We start from the raw sequence: 25160 nt of genomic DNA, 5'->3' as shown, positions 1-25160 counted from the left end.
CCCTATTTGGTTAAGCACCAAACTGAGTGATTTGATAGAAAGGAACGTTGCCAACGCCATGGACATTGACTAATGCTGCGCCGCCAGTATTTGGAATACGCACTTGCTCAACAGTGCCAGCCATGAGCACATTTGGACTTGCTTGCCCTTCTTGCACTTCTACTGCCACTGAGTATTTGCCTGGTTTAAGACCAAGTTCTTCAGGATTAATTGAAAAGTCGACGTCACCTTTGCCGTGAGCACCTAATGGCACTTTAGTAGATTGACCAAACTCATCTTTCACAACTAACGTCACTTGGTTTGAGCTATGAGCGAGTTCGATTTTTCCGTTCTGTACGCCTTCACCAAGCTCAAATTCTTTGGAGTTGACGTAAACAGTTTGTCCGACGAGCCCCGCTGTCGATAGCACTTGCATGTTGTCTAGGAGAATCATGCTCTGTTGCATTGTCTTGGACATATTCTCGGTACTTTGAACTTGAGAGAATTGAGCCAACTGACCAACGTATTCCGTGCCATCAAGTGGGTTAAGTGGATCTTGGTTTTGGATCTGCGCCACCATCAAAGAAATGAATTCGTTCTCTAATGAAGAAGCACTGTTCATATCTTTAGGATTTGGTGCAATGCCATTGTTCTCTTTTGCTTTAGTGCTCACCGGAGCATCAGACGATAAAGGTGTATATTGTGCGAGACTCATTAACTGCCCTGCCCTAATCTAAGCAGACCTTGCTGCATACTTTTCACATTTGATAACACTTCAACATTGGTTTCGAAGCTACGTGTCGCTGACATCATGTCTGCCATTTCAGCCACGACATCGATATCTGGGTAATACACATAACCTTCACCATTGGCCAACGGGTTGTTTGGCTCAAAGCGTTTCTCGGCTTCTCCCGCATTTTTCACAACGTCAACAATGCGAACTTCAGCATTGGGATAAACCCCGTTTTCCGTTGTCAGCTGCGCTTTTTGGTACACAGTCGCGAATACGGGCTTCAGCGCTTTATAAGCGTCATCTGGATTTGCAGACACCGCGTCCGCGTTAGCTAAGTTACTGGCGACCGTGTTAAGACGCACAGTTTGTGCCGTCATCGCGGATCCAGTGATCGAGTAAATATCAGTGAATGACATAATTAACGTCCCTCAATCGCTTTCGTTAAGCCATTAAATTTCATGTTGAGAAACGTCAGGCTAGTTTGAAAGTCCATGTTGTTTTGCGTGAATTTCGCTTGTTCAACACCCAGTTCTACAGTGTTGCCATCTTTGCTGTTCTGGTAAGGCACCGAGTATTGGGCCTGAACCTGAAACTTAGGCACTGGTTTGTTCACACCGCCTGCAGCCACCTGGTTCATTACGGTGGTGAAACTTAGGTCTTTCGCCAAATACCCAGGGGTGTCAACATTTGCTAGGTTACTGGCAAGGACTTTGGTACGCTGAACGCGAAAATTAAGTGCCTCTGGATGTACACCTAAAGCATTTTCAAATGTGATCGCCATGCATCTTCCTTACAGTTGGCTCGAATACGCCAACATACAAACAAGATGCGTGCCATAAAAAATAGTTATATATATCAATGATTTACAAACAAGGATGGAAGCCAAACTTCCGGCTCACGGAAAGCATTAAAAGCAAGGGGAAAGTGCTTACTTCCTCAACATTAATGCTAACTCTGCTTGCTCTAATACCAGGACAAACTTTCGCCAACACCTCTGGCAGAACCCTAAGCGTTGAGGAGATAAAATCCGTTGTAGCAGAGCATTTCAAACAAGAAGTGGCCCAAAATGCTCACTCTAACCAGTGGGGAGAATACCAACTGGATTTCGACATGTGGGTACCAGGCTCGGCGAATCACCTACCTGAGTGTGAGTCGCCTCTGGTCATCACTGGTCGCGACAATCAAGCGTTGCCAGTTGGAAACCTTAAGCGCTCAGTAAGTTGCGATGACATCGCTTCACCCTGGCGAATTAACGTCACGATAAAATCTTCTCTGACACTGCCTGTCTTGGTTGCCACAACCACGGTCGGTCGAAATGAAGTTGTGACTGCCAAGCACGTTAAACTGGAAACGCGCACCATCTCGCGACAAGACGATTTTTATACTCGCCCAGGACAAGCAATAGGCTTAGAAACCTCTCGCCGTTTACGTGCAGGGCAAGTGGTCAACCCATCCAATTTATCGGCTCCACCTTTAATCGAAAAAGGCAATGAAGTCATAGTGATTGCGAGCAAAAATGGATTTAGCGCCAGCACGAAAGGAGTCGCCTTAGAAGATGGTGCGAAAGGGCAACAAATTGAAGTAGAAAACCTAAGTTCTGGCAAGGTCATTAGAGCTGTCGTAACCGGGTTAAACCAGGTTCATACTCAATTTTGATTTTGGACTCAGAGTAACATTTTTTAATTTTGGCTCTCGTCAGTAACGCTGAATTTCGAGTACAAAAAAAAATATTTAATGTTTATCACATCCTAACCGCCTACTTAATTTAGAACATGATGATGAGGACCACAGCATGAAAATCGACAAAGTCGCGGGCGGTCATGTCCCACAAACAAAATTACAGCAAGCAAGCAAACAGCCTGTCGACGTCGTCGAACAGAGCAAAGTACACGAGCCTGCATTTCAAGCGAATACCGTAGCGATAGATCGCGCTCAAGCTGAAATGGCATCACTACCTGATGTTGATATGGACAAAGTAGAACAAGTACGTAACGCATTAGCGCGTGGCGAACTTAGCCTAGATACCAAAGCACTATCAAAGGCGATCATGCAATTCCATACAGGTCACGAGTAATAACACACTAGGAAGAGATCATGGCAAGCGCAGTATCGCAGCGAATTCAACAATTTATTCGCTCAATACCTGAGGATATCAAGCTCTATCAACAACTTATCCCTTTGCTTCAACAGCAAAAAACGTTGTACTTAAAGTTTGATGGTGAGGCACTGAGCAACAATGTTCAGAAACAAATGCCAATACTCAATAAACTTAGCCGCTCAGCCAGTGATAGAAGCCAGTGTATGCGAGAGCTGGGGTTAGCGTGTAATGACGCCAGCGTAAAACGAATTTTCAATGCTTTGCCTGCCCAAATAGGTATGCAAGCTAGAAAACAATGGGCGCTATTGGAAACGTTGGTAAGTCAGTGCCAACAATACAATCAGAGCAATGGCCACAGCTCTGCGGCGTTCCATGAGTTGGTCAGTCAACTCAAACAACCTGTGCAACACACTTATGAAGATAAATCGTTCTAAACGATGTTCGTCTTGCCTACAGATTCAGTCGCCATCTCGGCTGAGTACTGTAGGCCTTTTTATTTTTATCGCCTTACTATCCTGCCTTTCAATCACCTGTCAGGCGAAACCAAGCCCAGCTGATATTCAAACGCAATATCAAGTTTTAGCCCCATACAAACCACAAATTGCCAAACGTCTCGATTCATCCAGCCCGGTAATTCATCACATTTTCAAACAACTGCAAAGCCACTCTTTACCAAAGAGTCTAGCCTTAGTGCCAATGTTGGAATCCTCTTACAACCCCAAAGCCGTTTCTCATGCCAACGCCGCCGGACTTTGGCAACTGATACCAGCAACAGCTCAACGATTCGGGTTGACTGTAGATACAAAACAAGACGATCGCTTTGATACAGAAGCAAGCACAGCTGCAGCACTCAAGTATCTGACGTTTTTATACAACAAATTCGATCAAAACATGGCGCTGACATTAGCGGCCTACAATGCAGGCGAAGGGCGTGTCGCACGCGCTATTCAGCGAGCAGGCAGCAACGACTTTCAGAAGCTCACACTACCTAAAGAGACTCGCCAATACGTTAGTCGATTCTTCGCGCTGGAAAAGTTGATAGATATCGGTCAGTTACAATCCTCATCATTTCAACCTTTACTCTTATTTGCTTCAGATGCTCCGATGGTTTCGCAACCGCTGATCGACTTTAGTCCACTACCTCCGTTGGTCAATTTGTGATAAAAATCACGACAAAATCCAATGTCAGAAAAACGTAAAATTACAAGATCGTGTTCGGCCAATTTGAAAACTCGTGATCTCTATGCAAACGTGTGCAAAAAAGTTGAGGTAAGGTATCTCAAAGATAAGAAAGAGTAGTGGTTTATTAAAAGGTACCCAAATTGCGCTTGCCAATTGGGTAGATATGCGTCACATTGCGTTTGCAAAAAACATGAAAACCAATGGTTGGACCTAATAATTATTTACACACTAAATGTAAAACAGCTATTGTTTTCATAGTTCGAAACAAATTTAAAATATCAAGATGACGCTTCGCTTGCGCGTCTGGAATAAGTCCGGGTTCCGGGGGGGAGTCCGGACTTTTTTTATCGATTTAAAAGCTGACCTATCAACAGAACAATGAGTGGGTAAGTCACTATGAGGCAAGCTAAGTTATTTATAGTAATTCTTTAGAAATCAACTGAAGCAAAAACGTTTCGCGCTCGATGCTCATGCCTTTTTTCGGGCTTTCTGCCATGGTCTTTTCATTGTGCGCTATCGCTTCGTGAATGTTCATCCATACTGGACGCATTCCATTTTTAACTTCATAGTCTTCATAAGCCGTTTCGCCTAACTCACGATCGATTTTACATGTATAGCAATACGACACCATGTGCATTACGTCAGCGTCGTCTTTGTACCAAGGACGAAATTCCTCAAAGATCCCGAAAGGCTTAATACCATGGATATTCTGCGCGCCGGTTTCCTCTTCTAGTTCACGAACTAGTCCAGCAATCACATCTTCACCATCATCAATACCACCACCTGGCAAAGTGTAGTCATGGTAACGCTCTGTATAGAGCAATAACACATCTTCACCATCTAGTACGATGGCGCGTGCCGCATTGCGCTGGAAAATAATTTTGTCGTCCAAGTGCTCAATGTCCGGATGAACGGTCGATTTTAAGTGTCTCATCGAAAATACCACTGTCATGTTTTGCGCGCATATTACCGAACTTCACGCTTTAAATCATCGTTGTCGGTCCAAATGCGTTCAAGACATTGGTTTGAACGCAACGGTTCTAACCTTCGTAACAATCCGCAACAAATAGAAGTGTGACGTGATAACCAGTAAAAGATGAGAATATCTAAATTCTTATACGTCCCTCTTACTTTTAACATCGATAAGACAATAATCTCTGAAAGTTGCCTATAATCAATACAATACTCGCCCACCCCATGCGGAGATAAAGAATGAAAAAGACAAATTTAATGATGGCTATGGCTGCAACGTTGGTACTGGCTGGTTGTTCAACTTACGAAGGTGCCACTCGCTCGACTGAGTATACCTCCGTCGCAAATCCTGCAGCCGTTTACTGTGTTCAGCAAGGTGGTGAGTTGGATACCGTTTCGGAAAATGGCGAACGTGTGACTTACTGCGTGCTGTCTGACGATAATCGTGTCGAGCAATGGGAATACTATCGCGACAATCATAAAGAAAGTGAGAGTGGCGACTACTAAAATTTTTTGTCGACACGCCAGATTCCCTCTATCACTTAGGAGCCTTTAGGCTCCTTTTTTATTTGATTTATCAAAACTTTCTCACTTCATTTTTACATACCTCTGACTTTACCGCATATCGACACTATATCGAACAGTGTTCTATTCTTGACATTCCTCTGACATAACTTTCCACTTGGACAATAAAATCCCAAACACAGATCACACTAATTCACATTTCTTCCACATTTTCTGGAACAGGTGAGCAAGATGAAAACACAAATAGTAAAAGAAGCCGAGTCAGCCCCAAGCAACGTTGTTACTGAAGAGTCAAAGCGCATCATTTATAAATCGAGTTTAAGCGCATTGATGATTGTCGCTATCAGTATTCTCGTTAACCTCAGTCTTCGCCTTGATTATGTCGTGTTGGGTTCAAGCCTTGGTGAGCTTTCCATAACAGAAACACTCCAGCTTGTGATGCTCGCGATTGCATCGTGGTCATTTTTTAGCCTATCTAAACAACAGCCTCAGCTAAAGCATGCGGCCATTTTGATTGCCGGCTTTTTCGCGGTGCTCATTATTCGTGAAACAGACTATTGGACAGACATGATTCGTCATGGTTCTTGGGTTTTCCCTGCGCTCGCTGTCACCGCACTGGCTTGCGCCAAAGCTTACCAAGGTGGTAAAGGTACCATGAACGAAATGGCGACCATCTTAACGGTTCCCCACATGAAACTGTTAATTGGTGCCGTGATGCTATTGTTGGTCTTCTCTCGCTTGTATGGCATGGGCAGTTTTTGGCAACAAGTGATGGACGAGAACTACATCCGTGATGTTAAAAATATTTCAGAAGAAGGCATGGAACTCCTTTGCTACTGTTTGATCGCATTGAGCGCAGTCCGCACAAAACGCGAACTTAGTGAATAGACTCAGGATCCAAGCGGCGGTTCAATGCAGTTAATATCGGATGAACGATCCTTAACGCTTGTTCCGCAGCTCCTACAGATTCATCCAAGGCCGTCATTTCGATGGCCTTTTTCATGTCTTCAATCTGTTGCAAACTATCTTTATCGAGTGGTAAAGCGAGCAATTGCTGAATGGCATGTCTCGCGATCATAAGCGGCTTCTTTCGGACAACCGATAAGTCTCGTAAAAATGCTCCCTGCTTGACCCCTTCTAAATAAACTCGGTAAGTCGTGAGTTCATCCAGTAATAAAAATGCCGCCGCCACAGGCCCTTTATGTGGGTATGGTACGCTGATATGTTTGTTGATATCCAATGGTAAGTTGAGAGTAACGCCCATGGATGCGCACTCAGATTTTAGTACTCGTAATAGTCCCTGCTCATCCATCAAGGTTTGGATTTCTATGATTCGCTCAAGGTGGTAGTCATTCGACAACAACGTGACCTCAACCGGACGCGCTGACCATAACTGGAACAAACCACTATCACACAAAACACGAGAAGCGTAACGCATATTCTGAAACGTATTCAAAGAGCGATTTTCTAAAAGTACTTGATGTTCAGGGAACGGATGCACAGCGACCGCATTTAGAGATTTAAAATAACTGTACATTGCATCTGCTTCAGAAATGCGTTGACCTTGCGTTAATCCACCACAAAAAATAATCGCCGTTCGCTCTGTCGGCAATGACGCAATCGTATTAGATAACGCTTCGACTCTTGTTACCCCTTCAACGGTCAATCTGCTATTGACGAGGCGTTTACCTAAAACGATGACCACATTGTCTAACTTCATTTCAAAATCTCGCGCTTAGTTGGCAGTGTTACAAAAATCTTCTTTCACTCCCGGCCTACAGGCTTTAACATCTAGTTAACAACACTGTTCTAGAGACCTTTATAAAGGTTCACTGCTAAAGGAAGTCAATTATGCTGTCGATTTTCGATATATTTAAGATTGGTGTCGGGCCTTCTAGCTCCCACACTAATGGTCCTATGCTTGCCGGATTCCATTTCACTCAACTAGTTAGCGACTCTATGGCGAAAGTGCATCGGGTGCAAGTGGACCTTTATGGCTCATTATCACTTACTGGTAGAGGGCACCACACAGACCGAGCCACTGTCCTTGGTTTGATGGGAAATAAACCCGATACCATCAAAATGAGTAGCGCTAAAAGTGCGCTACAAAATACTATAGACAACAACACGCTGCTACTCGCTGGTACGCACCAGATTGAGTTTAGCTACGACCATGACATCGTCTTTCATAGTGACAACCTTCCCCTGCATGAAAACGGAATGACGATTACTGCACTAGACGCTGCGGGAGACCAATTGGCGTTTGAAATTTATTATTCCATCGGAGGTGGGTTCATCGCCACCGCTGACGAACTAGAAAACGGCACGCAACAAGATGAAGTCGCGGTACCATTTCCTTTCACATCAGCGGATGAGATGCTGGAAAAAGCCGAGACTAACGGTTTTAGTTTGGGAGGTATGATTCTACAAAACGAACTGGCATTCCGCTCAGATGAAGAAATTAGCCAAAGAGCAGAACAAATTTGGAAAGTGATGTCGCTCTGCATGCAACGTGGTTTCGATACGGAAGGGATTTTAGAAGGTGGTCTCAATGTCACTCGTCGTGCACCAAACCTTTTGAAGAAGCTCGAAGCCAACGCTGCAGTTGAGAATGATCCAATGGAGATCATGGATTGGATTAATCTCTTTGCCTTTGCGGTTAGCGAAGAAAATGCAGCTGGAGGACAAGTCGTTACTTCTCCAACTAATGGCGCCGCAGGGGTTATTCCGGCGGTATTGATGTACTACCATCGCTTCATCAAAGAGCTTGATATTAAACAGCTGAAAGATTTTCTTGCAGTCGCTGGCGCTATCGGCATCTTATACAAAACTAACGCGTCAATTTCCGGCGCCGAAGTGGGTTGTCAGGGAGAGGTCGGGGTTTCTTCATCCATGGCAGCCGCTGGTTTAACGGCGCTCAGAGGCGGCAGTAACGAGCAGATTTGTATTGCTGCGGAAATTGCGATGGAGCATTCATTAGGAATGACTTGTGACCCGATCGGCGGCTTGGTTCAAGTGCCTTGCATTGAAAGAAATGCCATGGGCGCAATGAAAGCCATTAATGCCTCACGTATGGCATTAAAGCGCACGAGCAAATGCCTTATTTCATTAGATAAAGTTATCGAAACCATGTATCAAACTGGTAAAGATATGAACAAAAAATACCGTGAAACTTCCTTAGGTGGCTTGGCCGTCATTCATATGGCACCGCCATGCGAATAGTCAAATAAGCCCGCTATATCATTGCTGGCGATGCACTTCGTCAGCAATTTCCTTTCTCGCAAGACCTCTTTTTATTTGCCAGTAATCCTATAAAACCCCATTAGCCCCAATCAGTAATAAATACAAAAAAATTAAACAAAAACAGAATTAAGCACTGCTTTATTCAAATTGATCTAGAACAACACATTAGCATTTAGCCACCTAAGCATTAGAAAATATAGTGCAGCATTTCCACATTATGCGACAATTATTTCAATACTCAATCTTTCGTTTCATTACTATTTAATAGAAATAACAATACCTACCTTTCTCCGCTAATGTGAGTACAAAATTATGTGGAATAAACTCAATAAATCCATGATGTTCTGCCAAATGATGTTTGGCTTATCATTTTACGGTGTATTAGTAAGTCTAACTCGATTTTTTCTAGAGGATCTAAATTACAACGAAGCCGATACGATGATGATCGTTGGTGCTTTTTCGGCGATCGGACCACTTTTCGCGATCGCGGGCGGCTTTATTGCAGATAAGTTTTTAGGCGCTTATCGCTCACTTTCTATCGCATATTTCGCTTTTGCATCCGGTTACGTATTACTCGTGTTGGGGGCTTCTGCTTCTAACGTTCCACTTTCAATGTGTGGTATTGCGCTCGCCAGTTATGGCCGCGGCCTGATGTCACCCTCTTACCCTAGCCTCTATAAACGAACGTTCAAATCACAAGAAGATTTTGAAAAAGGATACCCAATCAATTATTCAGTGAATAATGTTGGCGCCTTTTTAGGTCAATATTTGTTCCCAATGATTGTCCTTGTGATCGGCTTTAATGGCGGTTTTACCATCTCTGCTGTTATGGCAGCAGCGGCATTGATCATGCTATTGGTATTCCGCAAAGATCTTGTTGGCGTAGCCTCTGAGCTTGATCAAAAAACCGTAAGTTTAAAAAACTGGGTACTTTTTGCATTGATTTCATTGGCAATGATCGCGTTGGTATTTTTCATGTTTTCAAACATGGATATTGGCCAAAATATCGTATACGCCATCGGAGGGGCGGCGATCGCATACTTCATATCTCTGATGCTTAAAGCAAGCAAAGCTGAGTCTTTGAAGATGGGGACCATCTTAATTGTGACCTTGCTGACAACCTGTTTCTTTGTTTACTACGGACAAATGATGACCTCGATGAACATGGTTGCTATCAACACATTAAAAGGCTCTCTATTTGGTTTTATTCCGCTCGAACCAGAAGCAGCAATGGCAATGAACCCGCTTTGGTGTATGGTTGGTGGCCCTATCGTAGCGGGCTTTTTTGGGTTGCTGGAAAAGCGTGATGTCTACCTCTCTACCGCGACAAAAATCGCCTTGGCATTTGTACTGACCGCAATAGCGTTTGGTATCTTGACGTTTGCCGTGACTACCGTGGGTGAAGATGTCGTGATCATGCCAGAAATCTTTCTCGCTATTCACTTCTTCCAAGCGATTGCAGAAGTCATCGTGGGTTCGATGGTCGTAGCGTTTATTCTTTCCGTCGCGCCGAAGCACATCGAAAACTTCTCTGTGAGCCTATTTTCTGTGGCAATCGCATTAAGCGGTATTATTGGTGCTGCATTCTCAACCTCTATCGCGTTAGAGAAAGGACAGACCATCACACAAGACATTGTACAAAACGTATATGGTGATTATTTCCAATTACTCACTGTCCTTGCTGTTGTCATGGTCGCTATCGCAATGGCAGCGTCACTCATTATTCGCAAGATGCTTGATGCGGCGAAAGAAAGCGATACTCAAGCGCAACCAGTCGAGATCGAAGCTGGGGTTGAAGTTCAAAGCTGAGTTTGATGATTTACCTATCTCAAAATATAAAAAATGCCGCGATATTCGCGGCATTTTCTTAACAACAACATGTTCGATTAATCACGTCGACCACGAAGTTCGATTTTTTGTGTAGCAGCATCCGTTTGGATGATTACCCCGCCATAGGCCGTTTCATTTCGACCTTTCAGCGTCAGTTGAGAGTCTGCTCGCTCGACGTCAACCTGATTTTTCGTAGCCATCGTCATATCAATCGTGCCCGTGTATGACCCATCGCCAGCTAATGCTATGTTTGTTGAGCAAACCATCAAACCAAGTGCGATTAATTTTTTCATACGTCACCTCTGTTTTTGTTCTTACTTTCTTTCGATGAAAAAACTGTAACAACAGAAACGTGTTCATACGAGGAAAGTCATCATTTACCAAATGGAAATCCAAACCACTAAATTGATATGACCAAGCCTATTTGCTGTCCACCGTCGCCTTCAATAAACCATAAGATACGACAGCATGCTTAAATTGACCAAACGTTGTCTTTTGTTCAGCAATCCAGAGATATGATTTCTCAGCAGAAGACAAATGAGACGATGTATGAGCATTAATCTGGACATTCAAAACGTATTGGTACTAAAACGGATGTATGAGTTACGTAGCGTCCGATTGGTGGCAGATTCACTCGGAAAGACATCAGGATCAATCAGCAAAAACCTGACAAAAATGAAAGCGCAGCTCGATGACCCTTTGTTCATTCAGACTAAAAATGGCTTTGAACCGACCGCTTTTGTCGAGGCGAACATGCCACATTTTGAACAAATCCTCACCAGTATTGATTCCATCAAACCACAGAGTTTTTCACCCGCTAATTTTGACGGTTCGATCACTATTTATGCGAACACATTGTTTTGGGATTACTTTGGTGACAAGTTTTACTTAGAATTACTAAAACACGCCCCAAAAGCAAAGTTCGCTTGTTTACGTTGGGGGAGCGACGCGAAAAAGCGATTAACTGAGGGTGAAAACGCTATTGCGATTCATTATTTTGATGAGGATCTTCCGCAGTCAATTATTCAAAACGAACTAGGTCGAGGAAAAGCAGTATTTTTTGTTCGAGATAAGCATCCCGCTCAACATTTCCAAGAGCTAGAAAACTACCCCTTTTTACTTTTCAAAACGCCGGGATGGAACGACTACCGATACCCGTTGTTGGAAAGGCTCAATCATATGGGGTTCAGAACCACACCTAAGGTAGAAATTGAACATCCTGCGATGATTCAAAAAGTGCTCCTACAAACGGATCATTTTGGTATAACCATGAGTGGACATGTGCCTAAGGGCTGCCGAAGTATCGCGCTTCCTGGCGGGTTAGAGCTTGATGTTCGCTACGTGATGAGCTGTCGTCGATCACAACAGCAAGCCCCGATAAACCAGTGGTTATTCAATGTCATTAAAGATATCACCCAGCCCTAACCTAAAAGTCCTAGGGTGATGACTTGTCTATGTTTTCTTAGGTACTCGATATCGTTGAGGTAAGCGGTATGATGGCAATCTTCTAGGTTCGCTTGAAACCTATCATCACCTTGAGCTGCGACCCCTCTCATATAATCAACTAACGCGGAGAGTCGATGTGTCATCACCTCCACCAGCTCTTCCCGTTCCAATCTCGAACACCCATAAGCGTCACAGAAGAGTTTTGCACGCTGAATTTGTTGCTCCAAACAGCCCATTTTATCGTGCTCATCGGTTTTAAATGGTGCCCAACCATAGACCGAAAAAGCGACATCCCAAACTCTTGGTGCCGGATGCGCCGTATCAAAATCAAACACACCAACGACAAACTCTCCATGGAGTGCCACGTTATATGGCATGAAATCACCATGACAAATCACCTCTTGTGGTGTTCGTGGTGGCAGCATCCAGTGCAGCGTTTCATTTTGATATTGCTTAAGGAAACCCTCAGATGCATCGTGCATATCGCGTAACATTTTTGCCGCAGATTGGAGCGCGGAAACAGAAGCAATGTTGCCAATCAATGGATAGTTGTCAGTCTCTCCTTCGACATAGCTAACCCACTCTTTTCCTTTCTCAATACCAACCGCTTTAGGGCATGCCGTAAAGCCTCGTGAATGAAGATAGGTAAGTAGCAGATGGACAGTCATCGTCCAATAACTGGCAGGACGAGATATCAAATTCCCTTTTCGATAGATGGCATTTTCTCTACCGCCTTGCATTGTTTCCATAACAGTATCCTGTGTGGATTAAGCGCGCATCAGATAACGTAAAGCTAGATCATCATACACTCAAAGCTTTTAGAGAAGGTTGACTGACCCTATAAGAAACCGCGCATTTTGTTAGGTAAATCGCAAGAATAAGTACCGCTGTAAAAATAGACCGTAAAACATCAAAGGCCTTGTATTAACCATTGGGCAAAGGTGTTTACGTGTGATTTTTCTGATGCTCTAACCATCATATAGTGTGCGCCGGAGCTGGGCATACGCCAATCTCCGATTTGTACTAATATCCCTTGTTGCAACTCATCCTCAACAAGAAAGTCTCTCACCAGCAAGACACCAAGTTGATTAGTTGCAGCTTGAATAGCAAGCAATGAATGTTCAAATTCGGCTATCACTTTGCTCACCTTGCCTTGATAACCTTGGTACGCAAACCATACCTGCCAAGATTCATGATAACCGCCGGTGCAGATTTTAGGTGTTTGAGACAACTTCGTGAGGTCATCAATCGGATTTAACTGAATAAAGCCGGGGCTTGCTACAACGATCCAGTTTTCTTGGGTAAGCTGAATAGCTTGTTGCTCTTGCCAATCGCCATCTCCGTTAATAATTTCTATATCTGCGATCGCACTGGCGTTTGGAACCGTATTCGCGGTTGTCGAGATCTTAAAGGAAACATCTGGAAATTGACGCTGAAAATCGGCCAGCCTTGGTATTAGCCATTGCGAGCAAAAACTGTGGGCGACATGTAAGGTAATTTGCTTGTTCTGTGGGCGAGTAAATAAATGATGGGTCGAGGTTGATAAGGTTTGAAGCACATGGTTAACCACAGGCCAGTATTCTTTTGCTGAGCTGGTCAGCGTAAGGTGCGTACCCTTGCGCTCGAATAATGTTGCATTTAACTGCAGCTCTAGCGATTTCACCTGCTGACTGACGGCCGCACGGGTCACATTGAGCTCCTCTGCGGCTTTAGTGAAGCTCTGTAATCGCGCCGTGGCTTCAAACGCTCGGAGCAAATTAAGCGGCGGTAAACTTTGCATAACACTCTCCCAAATACTCAGTAGCCATGGTATGAACTGGTGATGACAAATTGATGAAAGTGCTGAGTTTGTTAAGCGGGATCAAAAAAGCCAGCGTGATACACGCTGGCTTTTGGAACTGTCTCTTAAGCAGGAATTATTCTGCTTTCTCAGTGGTTTGATATTCAAACGCTGGGACAACTACTTCAACACGACGGTTCATTTGACGACCTTGACGTGTTTCGTTGCTTGCTACTGGGTTAGCTTCACCCATACCTTTCACTGTCATACGCTCAGCCGCAATACCTTTTGCTTGGAACTCGTCAGCAACGGCTTTCGCGCGTTTTTCTGTAAGTTGCTGGTTGTACGCAGCAGAACCCGTCGTATCACTGTAACCCGTGATCTCAACTTGAGCTTGTGGGTAAGTGTTCATCAGATCAACGGTACCAGAAAGGGTCGATGCATCTTTCACTTCTGCACTTTCTAGGTCGAATTGTACTGTCGCTGTTGTTTGAGCAGGGTAAACATGCTCAACAATACGTGTTGCAGGGCGTGTTTCTACTACTTCCTCAACCACTTCTTCTTGAACTACTGGCTCAGAGCCGAACTTGTAGTTAAAACCAATACCGAAGAAATCTGAATCCATATCTTCAATCACGTCATCAGACATATCTTGGTAACGTTGGTATTCAGCACGTAGGCTCCAGTTGTAGTTGATTTTGTACTCAGCACCTAGAGAGCCTGTTGGTACGAAATCTTTTTCGTCACCCGCCATCATGTATGCAGCACCAACTTTCGCGAATAGATTCCAAGAATCCGTTAGCGGTAGGTTGAATTTAGGAGCAAGAGTCAACGCCCAAAGATCACCGTCAACGGTGTTTAGGCCCGGCTTTTTGAAGTTTGCAGTGAAGTCACCAAGGTAATCAACACCGTACTCTGCTGCAACGTACTCGTTGAAGCTGTAGCCCAGGTGCATAGATGCAGCAAAACTGTCGTCGTCACAAGGTTCGTTTAGGTAACACGCATCATTTAGAGAGTTGTAACCTACTTTACCGCCCATGTAAGTGTCAGCAAGTGCAACGTTTGAGATCACACCACCAGCAAGTACAGTAGCCACTGCTATAGCGATTTTTTTCATTATTCTTTTCCTTTTTCTTGTACACAAAGCAACACATCGAGGCAGCATACTGCCGTAAAATATGAAGCCGTAACTTTCTCTTTTCTTCGAACAGAAATAGCTAAATAGCGTAGGAAAGAATCAAAAAATGATATTCAAACGCCAATGACGTAAAACGGAGAAAGATAACCTCAAGACCATCTATTCATGAGCTTCATCCGCATACCCAACCGAGAAATAAAGTCTCGTTGCGTTGGTTTAGCCATAGTCAATTCGTTGCGGAGAATATCACAAAATAGCCAGTTTTCTGTGACGCAAATCACCATAAAAACCCATTTTCTCAAATTTAAGAATCGACATTTAAGCCTGTGAATGGCAACAAATTTTTACAGGAGAGAATGGATATCGAAGGCATAAAAAAACAGCTCATTTAAAATGAGCTGTTTTCGAAATAATGAACAGACGTGAACTTATCGAACTAGATTTTATCCGCCACGGTAAGCGTTGCAGCTAAGACATCTTGCCCAAATAATACACTGCGTTCTGGTGACCAACCATAAAGCGGATCTGGGTGATTGTTGTTGTCTTTAAATGGCATCTCGATCGTGTACGACAGGCATTTGAACTGCTCCGCGACCCAGTTTGAGCCTACCGTCAAATTCGCTTTACCCGGCTCATCTTTATCATAACCAATCTCATCTTGGAACTCAGGTGTAATATTCAGTAACGCTTGCTTAAATGATGCCTCTAAAGTGGCAAGATTTTCATCGTAAGAAGGAATACCTTCTGAGCCAGCGACGAAGTTGTAAGGAATTGCTTCATCACCATGGATATCTAAAAACATGTCAACACCCGTTTCCAGCATACGTTGACGCACAAGGTAGACTTCTGGACTTTTCTCCATAGACGGAGTTTGCCATTCACGGTTCAAGTTCACGCCTACCGCGTTCGTACGCAAGTGGCCGCGAATACCACCGTCTGGGTTCATGTTTGGTACCACGTAAAGCACTGCTTTTTCCAGTAATGCACGCGCAACAGTGTCATTTTCATCCAGTAAACGTTGGATCATGCCTTCCATGAACCATTCAGCCATGGTTTCACCCGGATGTTGGCGTGCAATCATCCAGATTTTCTTTTTGCCTTCTTCCGGCTCACCAAACGTTAGCAAGCTCATGTCATTGCCGTCTAATGTGTGGCCTAATGTTTCTAGTTGGCAGTGGTGCGCACTTTGTGCCATGTGTAACAAGTCTAAATGACGATCGTATGTGTAAGGCGCAAAGTACGCGAAGTAAATTGAGCTACGCTCAGGGATAACAGTGAAAGTCAGCGTGTCGCCATCGAACTCTGCTGGTATACGGAACCATTCTTCACGGTCGTAAGACGCCGCGACATCGTAACCTTGCCACCCTTCTGGATAAGCCGACTTAGCCAAATCAAGCAGTTTGATCGTGTGCGACTGCTCGGCTTCGGTTTCTAGACGGAAATGGAACCACTGGTAGAATTCCGACATATTGTCATTAGGGATTTTAAGTTGGATGTCATTTTTGTCGTCCGCTTTCACTACGTGAATGCTGCCGCTATCGAAGTTGCTGAATACTTTCATTATATTACTCACCTTTTAAATCTGAGCTTGAAAGACAGAGGCTAACACAAGGCTACATCGCCCCCCAATGACTTTCACCGCAAACTGTCTCGTTTGTGGCTAAAGTCTTCAGTTTAGTCGAGCTTATCCGCCTTGCCTGCTGGTCCTGCGAGTTTCGCTAGCCATTTATCCCAAACAAACGGATGTTTCTCATTGTCTTCCGCTTCCTCTTTTCGGCGAACAGCATTTCGTACCATCATTGCTCCCAGCCAACGTATTGGTTCTGGTGGAAAATACCCAAGCGGTCCTTGCGCTAAACCACTTCGCGTCCATTCGTTATCTAGCCCTAACACCAACGACGATAAAATTTTTCCACCCATTCGAGTTTGGGCAACGCCATTACCTGAATAACCAAACCCGTAAAAGACATTACTTTGCTCATCCAATTGGCCAAAAAAAGGAAAACCAGTTGCGGAGCGATCCGAACCGCCAGTCCAAGAGTACTCAAATTCAGCCCCTTTTAAGCGAGGAAAAAGGTGGTCGAATGATTTTTTTAGTAGCGTGTGATAACGCGTCGGCTTGTTAAACATCGCGTCAACTTGGTTGTTGAAAGAGAACTGATTACCGCCTTTACCTAGCATCAAACGGCCATCTGGCGTATCTCGGTAATAATGTACGAAGATGCGTGAGTCCAAGACACTCGAACCCGCTTGCCAACCAGATTGAGACAAAGTATCACCAAGCGGCTTGGTGATCACCATGTCGGAAGAGACCACCACGATACTGTTCTTGAACTGTTTAAACTGCTCCACCATCCATGCATTTAATGCCAACACCACCTGCTGCGCTTGAATGTTTCCTTTAGGTGTACAGACGGTGGCAGGTTTTCCATAATCTAGACGCGTCATTGGCGTGTTCTCATAAACTTCTACACCCAGATCAATAGCAACACGGCGTAACCCTCGCGCGAGTAAGGCGGGTTGTACGTTAGCAGCAACCGGAGAGTGATAGCCTTCAATATGGCGAGGTGAACCCGTATTGGCAAGCAGTTCCTCCACCGAGCAACGACGCCAACTGTTCACATCTAGCCGTTGTAACTCGTCGACAACTGGCTGCATTCCACCTTTCTGAGCCTGATTGGTTGCGGTGTAATAAACCCCTTTTAACGATAATTGCGCATCGATATTGTATTGCTGACAAAAGTCGTCAATCTCCAACACCGCTTGTTCCGACTCTTTTACCAACCAAACAGCATGTTCTTCACCGAATAACCGTTTCAACGTCGGGAACTTGGTAGACCATGTCAGCATACAGCCGCCATTCGCGCCAGATGCCCCACTGCCACACAAGCCCTTTTCGATAACAACCACCTGTTTTTCAGGAGATTGCTGCTTAATCATAATCGCTGTCCAAAGTCCGGTGTAGCCACCACCGACAATAGCAATATCGGTATCAATATTTTGATGTAATGGTTGCGGCGTTTCTGGCTGTTCAGCTTCAATGGCCTGTTTGAACCAGTATGAACTGTGTGTCATCGGATATCCTTGTTAGTGCGTTGCATCGTTTCTGTAAACACTTTACAAACGATGAGCACAATCAACGAGCAAGAATATCTAACGCTGAGCGATAGCAAATGTTGCGCTGAGAGAGTGGAAGTTTCCGCTATCAATGAATACAAAAAAGGGGAGCAGCGCTCCCCAAAACAAACAGCAAGGATATAAATTATCGGAAAATCGAGACCGTCTTACTGGTTAGTATTTACCGGTTTCACGCATGCGGTACTCGTATTGAACATTGAGAATAGGCTGGTATACAACTTGCCCGTCACTTTGCAAGAACTCATTCACCATGACTTTTGAGTCGGTGATAGAAAACGACTGGCGATCAACATACTCTGTAAGGCTTGTAAACTCGTCACGAAGCTGACCTGGTGATTTGCTTTGATAGTTCTGAATCATGTCACGACCCATTTCATAAGCCGCTTGTTTGCTATCCATAACATCACCATGGATCGTTTCGGTATCGTTTGTCCACTGATAGCCACCAGCAAAAACAACAGAAGGTGCAGCAGTCAGAGCAATCATACTTGCTAAAGTCATTAAGCGTTTCATAAACCTCTCCTTACTTACCTTTATATCGGGCCTAAATTGGCTCGATATTTATAAGGTACGTATAAAGACCAGAAACACGTCAAAATAATTTCAAATAACGTTCAATTCTTGTTCAACTCATTTCACTTTAACTTAGCAACACGGCATCATACTCTGCCAACACGAGCATTTTTCCACCTCGTAATCACAACGTTCAAAGTGGCTTCCAAACTGACATTTCCTTACCAACCCATACAATACCTAAGGTCAATTTTCTCTTAGAATCCCAACAAAAGAACAGTGTTCAAAACCTTATATAAACGTCGGGCACACCAAAACCTCCCCTTTTAGTAGTGCTTTGCATTTCCCCCTTTTTCGGGTTCTTCGCTGCTCGTCCGTCGGTTCTTAATTGTGGCTGTTGAGCACACGTTAATCTGGAGTGAAAATGACCGCAAACAAATCCATTTTTTACCATAGCAAATCAATTTACTCAGATGATTATGCTGATGTCTATAAGCCAATTTGGACCTACAGAGCTAAGTTCATCTTGCGCGCACTTTACTACAAACGAGCGTTTAAGCACCTGTCAGATAATATTGAATCGTCATTGCTAAAGATGCTTTGTGCACGTACGCACCGATTTTTAGAAAAACCGTTTCGTCCCTACATCATCAAAAATAACTCAGCGTTCGCTCGTTCAAACCTAGTGGTTGATCACTACAAAACCATTTCAGAGCTGTTTTCTAAACAGACCATTGAAGAGATCTATACCGATTCGACAGGCTTAACATTAACATCATTTGAAATCGACGAGACATTGTACTCTGTGCGATTGGTGTACGAAGCGCGTTACCAAAAAGAAGGCGACATGAGCCTAGTGCTACACAGCGCGGAGGATGGCAACTTCTATACGCTCTCATTTACTCTCGGCCACATAGAATCTGGACGCAGCATTATGATTGGCGGCTTGCAAGGGCCACGCAGCAGTGAAGAGAACAACGCGAAAATTAAAAAGTTAACTCGTAAGCTTTACGGGCAAAGACCAAAAAGCTTGATGGTGAGTTTGCTCACTTTACTCGCGCAAATTTGGGAAGTGAATACGATTCTAGCGGTAAAAACACAATCCCATACTTATGCTGCACGACGCTACAGTAAAGGACGAATCAAAACGGATTACGATGCACTCTGGCAAGAGTTGGGCGGCACCGAATACAACCGTCATTTCTACTCACTCGATGTGAATGCCCCGCGTCGTGATATCGAAGGCATGTCGCGTTCTAAGCGTTCGATGTATCGACGTCGTTACGAATGGCTAGACAATACCAAAGCGGAGTTCATGACAAGGCTACGTTAACCCAACGCACCACATGACGTTTTGTTTTTTCATTTTATGATTCGGAGTTTTTATGTCTTACAAGTACGCCGTTGCATGCTTACTGTCCGCACTTTCCTTAACGGCTCATGCACAACCAACCCAACATGTTGTTGGAGCAAATTTAGGCTACGGTAATGTTAGTTACGATGTGAACAATAGCCATGATGAAGGTGACATGTTCCTTGGTGATGTATATTACCGTTACATGTTCGATCACAACTTTGGTATTGAAGCCGGCTATAAGGGCGCATTTAACGGCATTGGCTCCGTACTTATCAGTCCCTTAACAGAAATCACCGATGTCAGTTATGGCGGGCCTCGACTCAGCGGTTACGCAAGTTACCCTCTGGGAGCTGGCTTTGAGCTTTACGGGAAAGGCGGTATCACTTACTACACGTTAAGTTACACGCTTAAAAACAATGGTCAGAATAAAGAATATGACGAGTCTAGTCTTGGCGGAGAAGCCGCAGCTGGTGTCGCTTGGGCCTATAAACACTTTGGTTTGAACTTAGAGTACAACTACGCCAAGAATAGCGATTTTGATTCTGGCGGTGTGATGTTTGGTGCACAATTGCGATTTTAAAAATTTAGCTGTGCCAAGGCACCGAATCGACATCGGTGCCTTATACCTCAAGCAGAGCTCAATGACATAATGATTCCGCTCAGGATCAACAGCACCCCGACTCCTCGCGTGAAATACCATTTTTCAGCCAACAACCACACGCCCATTAATAAACCAAATACAATGCTGATTTGTCGCAAAGCCACAACAAGGCTGACGTTATCAGTCATAGTCATCGCAAACAGCACCAAGCCGTAGGTGGATGCCATCATGATGCCAGCCATGCTCGCACTTTTGCGAATCATCCAAGCGGTTTGTAGTTCTTGCTGACTCCCCGAAACAATACACCACAATAAAACCGGTACTCCCATAACCCAAAACTGCACGCCTAGATAAAAAATCGCGCTATAGTGGTCGTTAAGAATGGTCGATGTTTGTTGAGTTAGCAGATTCAGTGCTTGCTTGTCCACAACGGAGTAACCCGTCGTGCCAAACGCTGCAATCAACGCCCAAAACACACCCACATTTAGATACTCCCCAAGGGTAATTTGACGAAAACTGGTCACTGGAACTAGGACACAACCTAAAGTAATAAGCAGGAAACCCAACCACTGCTGAGCATTCAACTCATAACCTAAGGCGACGGTGAGTGCGCCCACCATCATTACAGGAAGTGCTCTTGCAATCGGATAAATCACTCCCACATCGGCGTGCTTGTAGGCCACGATCAAACCAACCAAATAGACGATTTGAGATAAACCACTGATAAACAGCATTCCCCAAAACACTTTGGGCAACGTCGCCCAGCCAATGTTAAAGATATACCAAATAAGATAAGGCGTGAGCAGAAGGCAAGCAGATAAACTTGCCGCCATCGTAAACGCGAGCCCTGAACCAGCGTTGCTTTTACCAAGAATATTCCAGCCAGCATGCATAACCGCAGACAATACAACGAGTGCTATTGCCAAGAGATCCATTCCGTTTTCCTGTTTATGATATTTAGATACCCTCAAGGTGCTTGGGTACAACAAAGGCCCCAATATGGAGCCTTTGAATTTGAGATATAAACTGCTCGCCGCCAACTAGACAGATGACCAGCAAACAGAGATTAATTCAGCTCTGCGACAGACTCGATGCTGATGGCATCATGACGCCAGTATTCGATGTCACAGTCAATCAACTCACCATGCTGGTTGTAGTTGATACGTTCAACCACCATTGCAGGCGTACCAGAAGTCGCGCGCAATGCCTGTGCCACCTCACCCAACAAAGTACTAGTCGAAATGCGGTAACGAATTTTTTGATACGTCACACCGTAGTGTTCACGATAAATGTCGGTTAACGAGTTTGATAAATCATAAGACAATAAGTTGGGAAATATGTCTGGTCGAATGTAGTTCGTGACATAAACCACCGGACGCTCTTCTAGGTAACGAACGCGGTCGACACGAAATACGTCTGAAAACGGCTGAAGGTCCAACAAACGAGCGGCCAATTTATTAGCCAAAGTGCCTTTTGCGGCTATCACTTCTGTTTTTGGCACGCGATTTTGCGCTTTCGCCATGTTCGGGAAGTTTAGCGTTTGGGTTGGGTCGTAACGCAATGGCTCAGGTGAGATAAACCAACCTCGGCGATCTTCGCGATAGATTCGACCTTCCGCTTCCAGCAGTGATAAAGCTTCACGCAGAGTGACGCGTGTAGTATCGAACGACTCCGCCAACTTACGCTCTGCTGGCAGTTTTTGACGCGGCGATAGCATGCCCGCTTCAATCTGTTCAACAATCGAATCTTTAATTTTTACGTATTGCACGAAGTGTCCTTATCTTTTGCGCCAAGCTTGTGTGCGATTCTCTAACAATTTACCCAAAGTCATCTGAACAATCTTCGCAATTGCGGCAGCAATCATGATCATCACCGCCATTGCCGCTGCAGCGCCAGTTTGACCTGCATCGTCCATATTCAGAATCGAGACCGAAGCCGGAATCGTATCGGTTGAGTAAAGGAATACTACCGCAGAAGTGGTGGTCAATGCATTAACAAACAAGTAAGTCGCAATGTCCAAAATCGCAGGTAAACACACAGGTAATGTCACTTTAAAGAACAACTTGTATTGAGGAAGCTTCACTGATGCTGCTGTGGCTTCAATCTCCGATGGCAACTGCTTTAGCGCTGTCAGGGCTGTCATGTGACCCACGGTGTAGTAATGCACTACCGTGTTAATCACCAAGAATGCCATGGTGCCATAAAGCACGTTCAAAGGATTGTTCGCATCATTGAAGTAAAAGATGTAACCCAAGCCAAGCACCATACCCGGAACTGCCATTGGCACCACGCTAAGCATTTGCATCACCTGACGAATTGGACCAAACGCACGCCCTTTCTCAATGCAGTAAGCACCGACAAAAATCACAGCGGTACCAATCAGCGCAGTCCAACCTGCCAGCGTTAGCGAGTTGAAGAATGGGCTCCAACCGTAAGTGCTCATTTCAGCAAAGTTGTAGTTGTTTAGCGTCAGTGTTTTGTTCCAAGGCCAGAACGTAACTAACGAGCCATACACCGCCATGCCAAGCACTGCCAACACTGCAATAGAAATGATACTGCAGTAAACCAAACAAATGCTGTCGCGCGCTTTGTTAGGTTCTGGCTGATAAGGTATCGAGCGTGTGTCGAATAAGCTCTTCTGCTTTTTCTGTACCCAGCGGTCTGCGCCGAACGCCATTACCGCAGGGAATAGAAGCATAATGCTGGTCACCGCACCCATGGCAAAGTTTTGCTGTCCCACCACTTGCTTGAAGATGTCAGTCGCCAGAACGTTGTAGCTTCCACCAATCACTTTCGGCACACCAAAGTCCGTGATAACCAGTGTAAAGACGACGATAAGCGTACTGATCAAACCGTATTTCGCCGCAGGTAACGTCACCATAAAGAAGGTTTTGATGGGTGATGTTTTCAGTGCGCGGGCAGCTTCATACAAACGGGCATCAGAAGTACGCAGTGAAGTGGTCAAAATCATCAATGCATGAGGGAAGGTCCAGAAAATCAAACCCATCGAGATACCAATCACGCCGTAAACCGAGTTTCCTAACAGCATCTCTTTGGCAATGCCTTGATTACCGAAAAGGAAGATCAAACTGATCGCCGGCAACAACGAAGGCGCGAGAATCGGCGCAGTACCTAGGATTTGGAACAAACCTTTAAACGGCATACATGAACGAGTCAGAGCGTAGGCATAGCCAAACGCAAGCACACCCACTACCGAGGTCACTATCACGCCCAAAGTGAAGGTGTTACCCACCGACACCCACAAGCTTGAAGAAGAAAAGTACGTCGCAAAGTTTGCCAATCCGACAAATTCGCCATTGGCATTTTGTACACTCTTGGTCAACATTGCCCAAAGCGGCATTAAGATGAACAGCACCATCATGGTCGACAAACCAGCGAGCAAACCGAACAATACTAGGTTATCGCGGCTGACTCGTCCGAGTAGGGATTTTGCTTTGTCTTGTGTGGTCAGGCTATTCATCGTCACTGTCTTCGCATCCATGTTTACACCTACGCTGCTAGCGCTTTATCAACCGAGGGCACGGCGTAACCATGCAGCCCTTCTTCAGCAAACTGGATGTAACGTACATCGCCCGCCTTGATATTGAGTTTTTGAACCGTTTCCACAGGCACATCCACGACGATGGTTTTCGTTGAGCTGTCGTTTTGCAATACGCAATCAATGCGGAAAAACGCCCCTAGAAACTCGGTTGCCGTAACTCGCACTGGTAAAGAGTTGTTGTAGTTTTCAACGAACTTGATGCTTTCAGGACGCACCGCAAGGTCGAAGCGGTCACCACGTTGGATCTTACGATTGGTCAAGCTTGGCGCTGGCATCAAGGTTTCAGCAATGCGCACTTGGGAGTCCGTTGCAACGGAGGTTTCAATAAAGTTCATGCTGCCGACAAACTCAGCAACAAAGCGCGTGGCTGGTTGTTGGTAGATTTCTTGAGGTGTGCCGACTTGCTCAATCACGCCATGGTTCATTACCACGATACGATCCGCCATCGACAACGCTTCATCCTGATCGTGCGTAACCATGATGGTGGTGATGCCCAGCTTGCGTTGCAGCTTACAAATCTCATCACGTAAGTGAACACGTACTTTTGCATCCAGCGCTGACAGCGGCTCATCAAGTAGCAGTAGACCCGGAGATAGCGCCAGTGCACGAGCCAAAGCAACACGTTGTTGTTGACCACCAGAAAGTTGGTTAGGGAATTTCTCGCCAGAGGTTGGAAGACCAATGGTTTCTAGCCAGTAATCCACCTTCTCTAACGCTTCTTTGGTCGACATGCCTTGGTTCTTCAAACCCACCGCAATGTTCTCTTGCACGGTAAGGTTCGGAAACAGCGCGTAAGATTGGAATACAATGCCGAAATCGCGCTTCTCTGGTGGCAGGAATGTGGTCTCTTGACCGTTTTGAAAAATCGCACCAGACGTTGGCAAGTCTAAACCTGCAATAGCACGTAATAGAGTGGTTTTACCGCAGCCAGAAGGGCCAAGAAAACAAACGAACTCGCCCTTTTCAATCGCTAGCGAGATTTTCTTTAATGCAGTGAACTGTCCGAATTGCTTCACTACATTTTCGATATTTAGGTAATGTTGGTTAGTTGACATAACACACG

27 protein-coding genes are annotated in these 25160 nt (G+C 44.8%); 11 read left to right on the top strand and 16 right to left on the bottom strand.

Annotation, left to right across the window (positions count from 1 at the left end; translation table 11 throughout):
- Nucleotides 1–10 precede the first annotated feature (10 nt).
- From flgD to flgB, 3 genes are read right to left on the bottom strand one after another with little or no spacing between them, the layout of a single operon-like run.
- Nucleotides 11–694: a flagellar hook assembly protein FlgD gene (gene flgD / locus L3V27_RS00620; RefSeq protein ID WP_005395303.1), complete on the bottom strand. Its 684-nt coding sequence runs from the start codon at nt 692–694 to the stop codon at nt 11–13.
- A complete protein-coding gene (flgC, locus tag L3V27_RS00615) occupies nt 694–1128 on the bottom strand; it encodes a flagellar basal body rod protein FlgC (protein ID WP_005395305.1) in 435 nt (144 codons plus the stop codon). Before flgC ends, flgD begins: the two co-directional genes overlap by 1 nt.
- A gap of 2 nt (nt 1129–1130) precedes the next feature.
- Nucleotides 1131–1493 (bottom strand): flagellar basal body rod protein FlgB, encoded by a 363-nt coding sequence (gene flgB, locus L3V27_RS00610; RefSeq protein ID WP_005395306.1) that lies wholly within the window; start codon nt 1491–1493, stop codon nt 1131–1133.
- Between the two features lie 77 nt (nt 1494–1570).
- Here flgB and flgA point away from each other — a divergent pair, with 77 nt between their 5' ends.
- The 4 genes from flgA to L3V27_RS00590 all read left to right on the top strand — a co-directional run bounded on the left by flgA (nt 1571) and on the right by L3V27_RS00590 (nt 3971).
- On the top strand, nt 1571–2368 hold the full coding sequence (gene flgA, locus L3V27_RS00605) for a flagellar basal body P-ring formation chaperone FlgA (protein WP_006741306.1): 798 nt from the start codon (nt 1571–1573) through the stop codon (nt 2366–2368).
- Between the two features lie 136 nt (nt 2369–2504).
- Complete coding sequence (gene flgM / locus L3V27_RS00600) at nt 2505–2786, top strand: flagellar biosynthesis anti-sigma factor FlgM (RefSeq protein ID WP_134645399.1); 282 nt, start codon at nt 2505–2507, stop codon at nt 2784–2786.
- A gap of 20 nt (nt 2787–2806) precedes the next feature.
- A complete protein-coding gene (gene flgN, locus L3V27_RS00595) occupies nt 2807–3244 on the top strand; it encodes a flagellar export chaperone FlgN (protein WP_006741304.1) in 438 nt (145 codons plus the stop codon).
- Nucleotides 3225–3971, top strand: coding sequence for a lytic transglycosylase domain-containing protein (locus L3V27_RS00590; RefSeq protein ID WP_046873845.1), 747 nt, complete (start codon nt 3225–3227; stop codon nt 3969–3971). Before flgN ends, L3V27_RS00590 begins: the two co-directional genes overlap by 20 nt.
- A 436-nt stretch (nt 3972–4407) precedes the next feature.
- On the opposite strand, the gene L3V27_RS00585 is transcribed toward L3V27_RS00590, so the two are convergent.
- The gene (locus L3V27_RS00585; protein WP_005395311.1) at nt 4408–4926 is read right to left on the bottom strand and encodes an NUDIX hydrolase; all 519 of its coding nucleotides are present in this window, start codon (nt 4924–4926) and stop codon (nt 4408–4410) included.
- A gap of 278 nt (nt 4927–5204) precedes the next feature.
- Between L3V27_RS00585 and L3V27_RS00580 the strand changes: the two genes are divergently transcribed.
- The gene (locus L3V27_RS00580) at nt 5205–5471 is read left to right on the top strand and encodes a DUF333 domain-containing protein (RefSeq protein ID WP_005395313.1); all 267 of its coding nucleotides are present in this window, start codon (nt 5205–5207) and stop codon (nt 5469–5471) included.
- 249 nt (nt 5472–5720) lie between these two features.
- Complete coding sequence (locus L3V27_RS00575; protein ID WP_085343320.1) at nt 5721–6377, top strand: hypothetical protein; 657 nt, start codon at nt 5721–5723, stop codon at nt 6375–6377.
- Here the strand turns inward: L3V27_RS00575 and L3V27_RS00570 are convergent.
- The gene (locus L3V27_RS00570; protein WP_237310717.1) at nt 6367–7209 is read right to left on the bottom strand and encodes a YdcF family protein; all 843 of its coding nucleotides are present in this window, start codon (nt 7207–7209) and stop codon (nt 6367–6369) included. The two genes, L3V27_RS00575 and L3V27_RS00570, sit on opposite strands and share 11 nt — an antisense overlap.
- 131 nt (nt 7210–7340) lie before the next feature.
- Here L3V27_RS00570 and L3V27_RS00565 point away from each other — a divergent pair, with 131 nt between their 5' ends.
- The gene (locus tag L3V27_RS00565) at nt 7341–8711 is read left to right on the top strand and encodes an L-serine ammonia-lyase (RefSeq protein WP_237310716.1); all 1371 of its coding nucleotides are present in this window, start codon (nt 7341–7343) and stop codon (nt 8709–8711) included.
- A 333-nt stretch (nt 8712–9044) separates the two neighbouring features.
- Nucleotides 9045–10541 (top strand): MFS transporter, encoded by a 1497-nt coding sequence (locus L3V27_RS00560; RefSeq protein WP_199804201.1) that lies wholly within the window; start codon nt 9045–9047, stop codon nt 10539–10541.
- Between the two features lie 77 nt (nt 10542–10618).
- On the opposite strand, the gene L3V27_RS00555 is transcribed toward L3V27_RS00560, so the two are convergent.
- On the bottom strand, nt 10619–10855 hold the full coding sequence (locus L3V27_RS00555) for a hypothetical protein (protein ID WP_005395322.1): 237 nt from the start codon (nt 10853–10855) through the stop codon (nt 10619–10621).
- Between the two features lie 256 nt (nt 10856–11111).
- On the opposite strand from L3V27_RS00555, the gene L3V27_RS00550 reads away from it, so the two are divergent.
- The gene (locus tag L3V27_RS00550) at nt 11112–11987 is read left to right on the top strand and encodes a LysR family transcriptional regulator (protein ID WP_053808124.1); all 876 of its coding nucleotides are present in this window, start codon (nt 11112–11114) and stop codon (nt 11985–11987) included.
- Here the strand turns inward: L3V27_RS00550 and L3V27_RS00545 are convergent.
- The 6 genes from L3V27_RS00545 to L3V27_RS00520 all read right to left on the bottom strand — a co-directional run bounded on the left by L3V27_RS00545 (nt 11984) and on the right by L3V27_RS00520 (nt 18577).
- The gene (locus L3V27_RS00545; protein ID WP_104973391.1) at nt 11984–12757 is read right to left on the bottom strand and encodes an aminoglycoside phosphotransferase family protein; all 774 of its coding nucleotides are present in this window, start codon (nt 12755–12757) and stop codon (nt 11984–11986) included. The genes L3V27_RS00550 and L3V27_RS00545 overlap by 4 nt on opposite strands.
- Nucleotides 12758–12918: 161 nt before the next feature.
- Nucleotides 12919–13788 (bottom strand): LysR substrate-binding domain-containing protein, encoded by an 870-nt coding sequence (locus L3V27_RS00540; RefSeq protein ID WP_104973390.1) that lies wholly within the window; start codon nt 13786–13788, stop codon nt 12919–12921.
- Between the two features lie 136 nt (nt 13789–13924).
- Nucleotides 13925–14905, bottom strand: a complete 981-nt coding sequence (locus L3V27_RS00535) for an OmpA family protein (protein ID WP_005395330.1) — start codon at nt 14903–14905, stop codon at nt 13925–13927.
- A gap of 457 nt (nt 14906–15362) precedes the next feature.
- Nucleotides 15363–16487, bottom strand: a complete 1125-nt coding sequence (locus tag L3V27_RS00530; RefSeq protein ID WP_053808127.1) for a M14-type cytosolic carboxypeptidase — start codon at nt 16485–16487, stop codon at nt 15363–15365.
- Nucleotides 16488–16600: 113 nt separating this feature from the next.
- A complete protein-coding gene (locus tag L3V27_RS00525) occupies nt 16601–18001 on the bottom strand; it encodes an FAD-dependent oxidoreductase (protein WP_237310715.1) in 1401 nt (466 codons plus the stop codon).
- A gap of 216 nt (nt 18002–18217) precedes the next feature.
- The gene (locus L3V27_RS00520) at nt 18218–18577 is read right to left on the bottom strand and encodes a DUF3316 domain-containing protein (protein ID WP_005395335.1); all 360 of its coding nucleotides are present in this window, start codon (nt 18575–18577) and stop codon (nt 18218–18220) included.
- A gap of 424 nt (nt 18578–19001) precedes the next feature.
- Between L3V27_RS00520 and L3V27_RS00515 the strand changes: the two genes are divergently transcribed.
- Nucleotides 19002–19910 (top strand): VirK/YbjX family protein, encoded by a 909-nt coding sequence (locus L3V27_RS00515; RefSeq protein WP_237310713.1) that lies wholly within the window; start codon nt 19002–19004, stop codon nt 19908–19910.
- Between the two features lie 52 nt (nt 19911–19962).
- A complete protein-coding gene (locus L3V27_RS00510; protein WP_047008000.1) occupies nt 19963–20514 on the top strand; it encodes a porin family protein in 552 nt (183 codons plus the stop codon).
- 47 nt (nt 20515–20561) lie between these two features.
- Here L3V27_RS00510 and L3V27_RS00505 read toward each other — a convergent pair whose 3' ends face one another.
- The 4 genes from L3V27_RS00505 to L3V27_RS00490 form a co-directional block, all read right to left on the bottom strand.
- Nucleotides 20562–21470 carry an EamA family transporter gene (locus L3V27_RS00505; RefSeq protein ID WP_237310711.1) on the bottom strand — a complete coding sequence of 303 codons (909 nt, stop codon included), beginning with the start codon at nt 21468–21470 and terminating at the stop codon, nt 20562–20564.
- Between the two features lie 131 nt (nt 21471–21601).
- On the bottom strand, nt 21602–22303 hold the full coding sequence (gene phnR / locus L3V27_RS00500) for a phosphonate utilization transcriptional regulator PhnR (RefSeq protein WP_053808131.1): 702 nt from the start codon (nt 22301–22303) through the stop codon (nt 21602–21604).
- Between the two features lie 9 nt (nt 22304–22312).
- Nucleotides 22313–24037 carry a putative 2-aminoethylphosphonate ABC transporter permease subunit gene (locus L3V27_RS00495; protein WP_237310709.1) on the bottom strand — a complete coding sequence of 575 codons (1725 nt, stop codon included), beginning with the start codon at nt 24035–24037 and terminating at the stop codon, nt 22313–22315.
- 8 nt (nt 24038–24045) lie between these two features.
- Nucleotides 24046–25152 carry a putative 2-aminoethylphosphonate ABC transporter ATP-binding protein gene (locus L3V27_RS00490; protein ID WP_005395343.1) on the bottom strand — a complete coding sequence of 369 codons (1107 nt, stop codon included), beginning with the start codon at nt 25150–25152 and terminating at the stop codon, nt 24046–24048.
- Nucleotides 25153–25160: the final 8 nt, after the last annotated feature.

It is taken from the genome of Vibrio sp. J2-3(2022) (genome assembly GCF_021725735.1).
GTDB classification, from domain to species: domain Bacteria; phylum Pseudomonadota; class Gammaproteobacteria; order Enterobacterales; family Vibrionaceae; genus Vibrio; species Vibrio diabolicus.
Note: the sequence above shows the minus strand (reverse complement) of the source record. Positions and strands in the feature narration are given on the sequence as shown.

What these genes read in the sequence shown, in the direction of transcription:
- flgD (WP_005395303.1), bottom strand. Translation starts at nt 694, where the DNA reads ATGAGTCTCGCACAATATACACCTTTATCGTCTGATGCTCCGGTGAGC.
- flgC (WP_005395305.1), bottom strand. Translation starts at nt 1,128, where the DNA reads ATGTCATTCACTGATATTTACTCGATCACTGGATCCGCGATGACGGCA.
- flgB (WP_005395306.1), bottom strand. Translation starts at nt 1,493, where the DNA reads ATGGCGATCACATTTGAAAATGCTTTAGGTGTACATCCAGAGGCACTT.
- flgA (WP_006741306.1), top strand. Translation starts at nt 1,571, where the DNA reads ATGATTTACAAACAAGGATGGAAGCCAAACTTCCGGCTCACGGAAAGC.
- flgM (WP_134645399.1), top strand. Translation starts at nt 2,505, where the DNA reads ATGAAAATCGACAAAGTCGCGGGCGGTCATGTCCCACAAACAAAATTA.
- flgN (WP_006741304.1), top strand. Translation starts at nt 2,807, where the DNA reads ATGGCAAGCGCAGTATCGCAGCGAATTCAACAATTTATTCGCTCAATA.
- L3V27_RS00590 (WP_046873845.1), top strand. Translation starts at nt 3,225, where the DNA reads ATGAAGATAAATCGTTCTAAACGATGTTCGTCTTGCCTACAGATTCAG.
- L3V27_RS00585 (WP_005395311.1), bottom strand. Translation starts at nt 4,926, where the DNA reads ATGAGACACTTAAAATCGACCGTTCATCCGGACATTGAGCACTTGGAC.
- L3V27_RS00580 (WP_005395313.1), top strand. Translation starts at nt 5,205, where the DNA reads ATGAAAAAGACAAATTTAATGATGGCTATGGCTGCAACGTTGGTACTG.
- L3V27_RS00575 (WP_085343320.1), top strand. Translation starts at nt 5,721, where the DNA reads ATGAAAACACAAATAGTAAAAGAAGCCGAGTCAGCCCCAAGCAACGTT.
- L3V27_RS00570 (WP_237310717.1), bottom strand. Translation starts at nt 7,209, where the DNA reads ATGAAGTTAGACAATGTGGTCATCGTTTTAGGTAAACGCCTCGTCAAT.
- L3V27_RS00565 (WP_237310716.1), top strand. Translation starts at nt 7,341, where the DNA reads ATGCTGTCGATTTTCGATATATTTAAGATTGGTGTCGGGCCTTCTAGC.
- L3V27_RS00560 (WP_199804201.1), top strand. Translation starts at nt 9,045, where the DNA reads ATGTGGAATAAACTCAATAAATCCATGATGTTCTGCCAAATGATGTTT.
- L3V27_RS00555 (WP_005395322.1), bottom strand. Translation starts at nt 10,855, where the DNA reads ATGAAAAAATTAATCGCACTTGGTTTGATGGTTTGCTCAACAAACATA.
- L3V27_RS00550 (WP_053808124.1), top strand. Translation starts at nt 11,112, where the DNA reads ATGAGCATTAATCTGGACATTCAAAACGTATTGGTACTAAAACGGATG.
- L3V27_RS00545 (WP_104973391.1), bottom strand. Translation starts at nt 12,757, where the DNA reads ATGGAAACAATGCAAGGCGGTAGAGAAAATGCCATCTATCGAAAAGGG.
- L3V27_RS00540 (WP_104973390.1), bottom strand. Translation starts at nt 13,788, where the DNA reads ATGCAAAGTTTACCGCCGCTTAATTTGCTCCGAGCGTTTGAAGCCACG.
- L3V27_RS00535 (WP_005395330.1), bottom strand. Translation starts at nt 14,905, where the DNA reads ATGAAAAAAATCGCTATAGCAGTGGCTACTGTACTTGCTGGTGGTGTG.
- L3V27_RS00530 (WP_053808127.1), bottom strand. Translation starts at nt 16,487, where the DNA reads ATGAAAGTATTCAGCAACTTCGATAGCGGCAGCATTCACGTAGTGAAA.
- L3V27_RS00525 (WP_237310715.1), bottom strand. Translation starts at nt 18,001, where the DNA reads ATGACACACAGTTCATACTGGTTCAAACAGGCCATTGAAGCTGAACAG.
- L3V27_RS00520 (WP_005395335.1), bottom strand. Translation starts at nt 18,577, where the DNA reads ATGAAACGCTTAATGACTTTAGCAAGTATGATTGCTCTGACTGCTGCA.
- L3V27_RS00515 (WP_237310713.1), top strand. Translation starts at nt 19,002, where the DNA reads ATGACCGCAAACAAATCCATTTTTTACCATAGCAAATCAATTTACTCA.
- L3V27_RS00510 (WP_047008000.1), top strand. Translation starts at nt 19,963, where the DNA reads ATGTCTTACAAGTACGCCGTTGCATGCTTACTGTCCGCACTTTCCTTA.
- L3V27_RS00505 (WP_237310711.1), bottom strand. Translation starts at nt 21,470, where the DNA reads ATGGATCTCTTGGCAATAGCACTCGTTGTATTGTCTGCGGTTATGCAT.
- L3V27_RS00495 (WP_237310709.1), bottom strand. Translation starts at nt 24,037, where the DNA reads ATGGATGCGAAGACAGTGACGATGAATAGCCTGACCACACAAGACAAA.
- L3V27_RS00490 (WP_005395343.1), bottom strand. Translation starts at nt 25,152, where the DNA reads ATGTCAACTAACCAACATTACCTAAATATCGAAAATGTAGTGAAGCAA.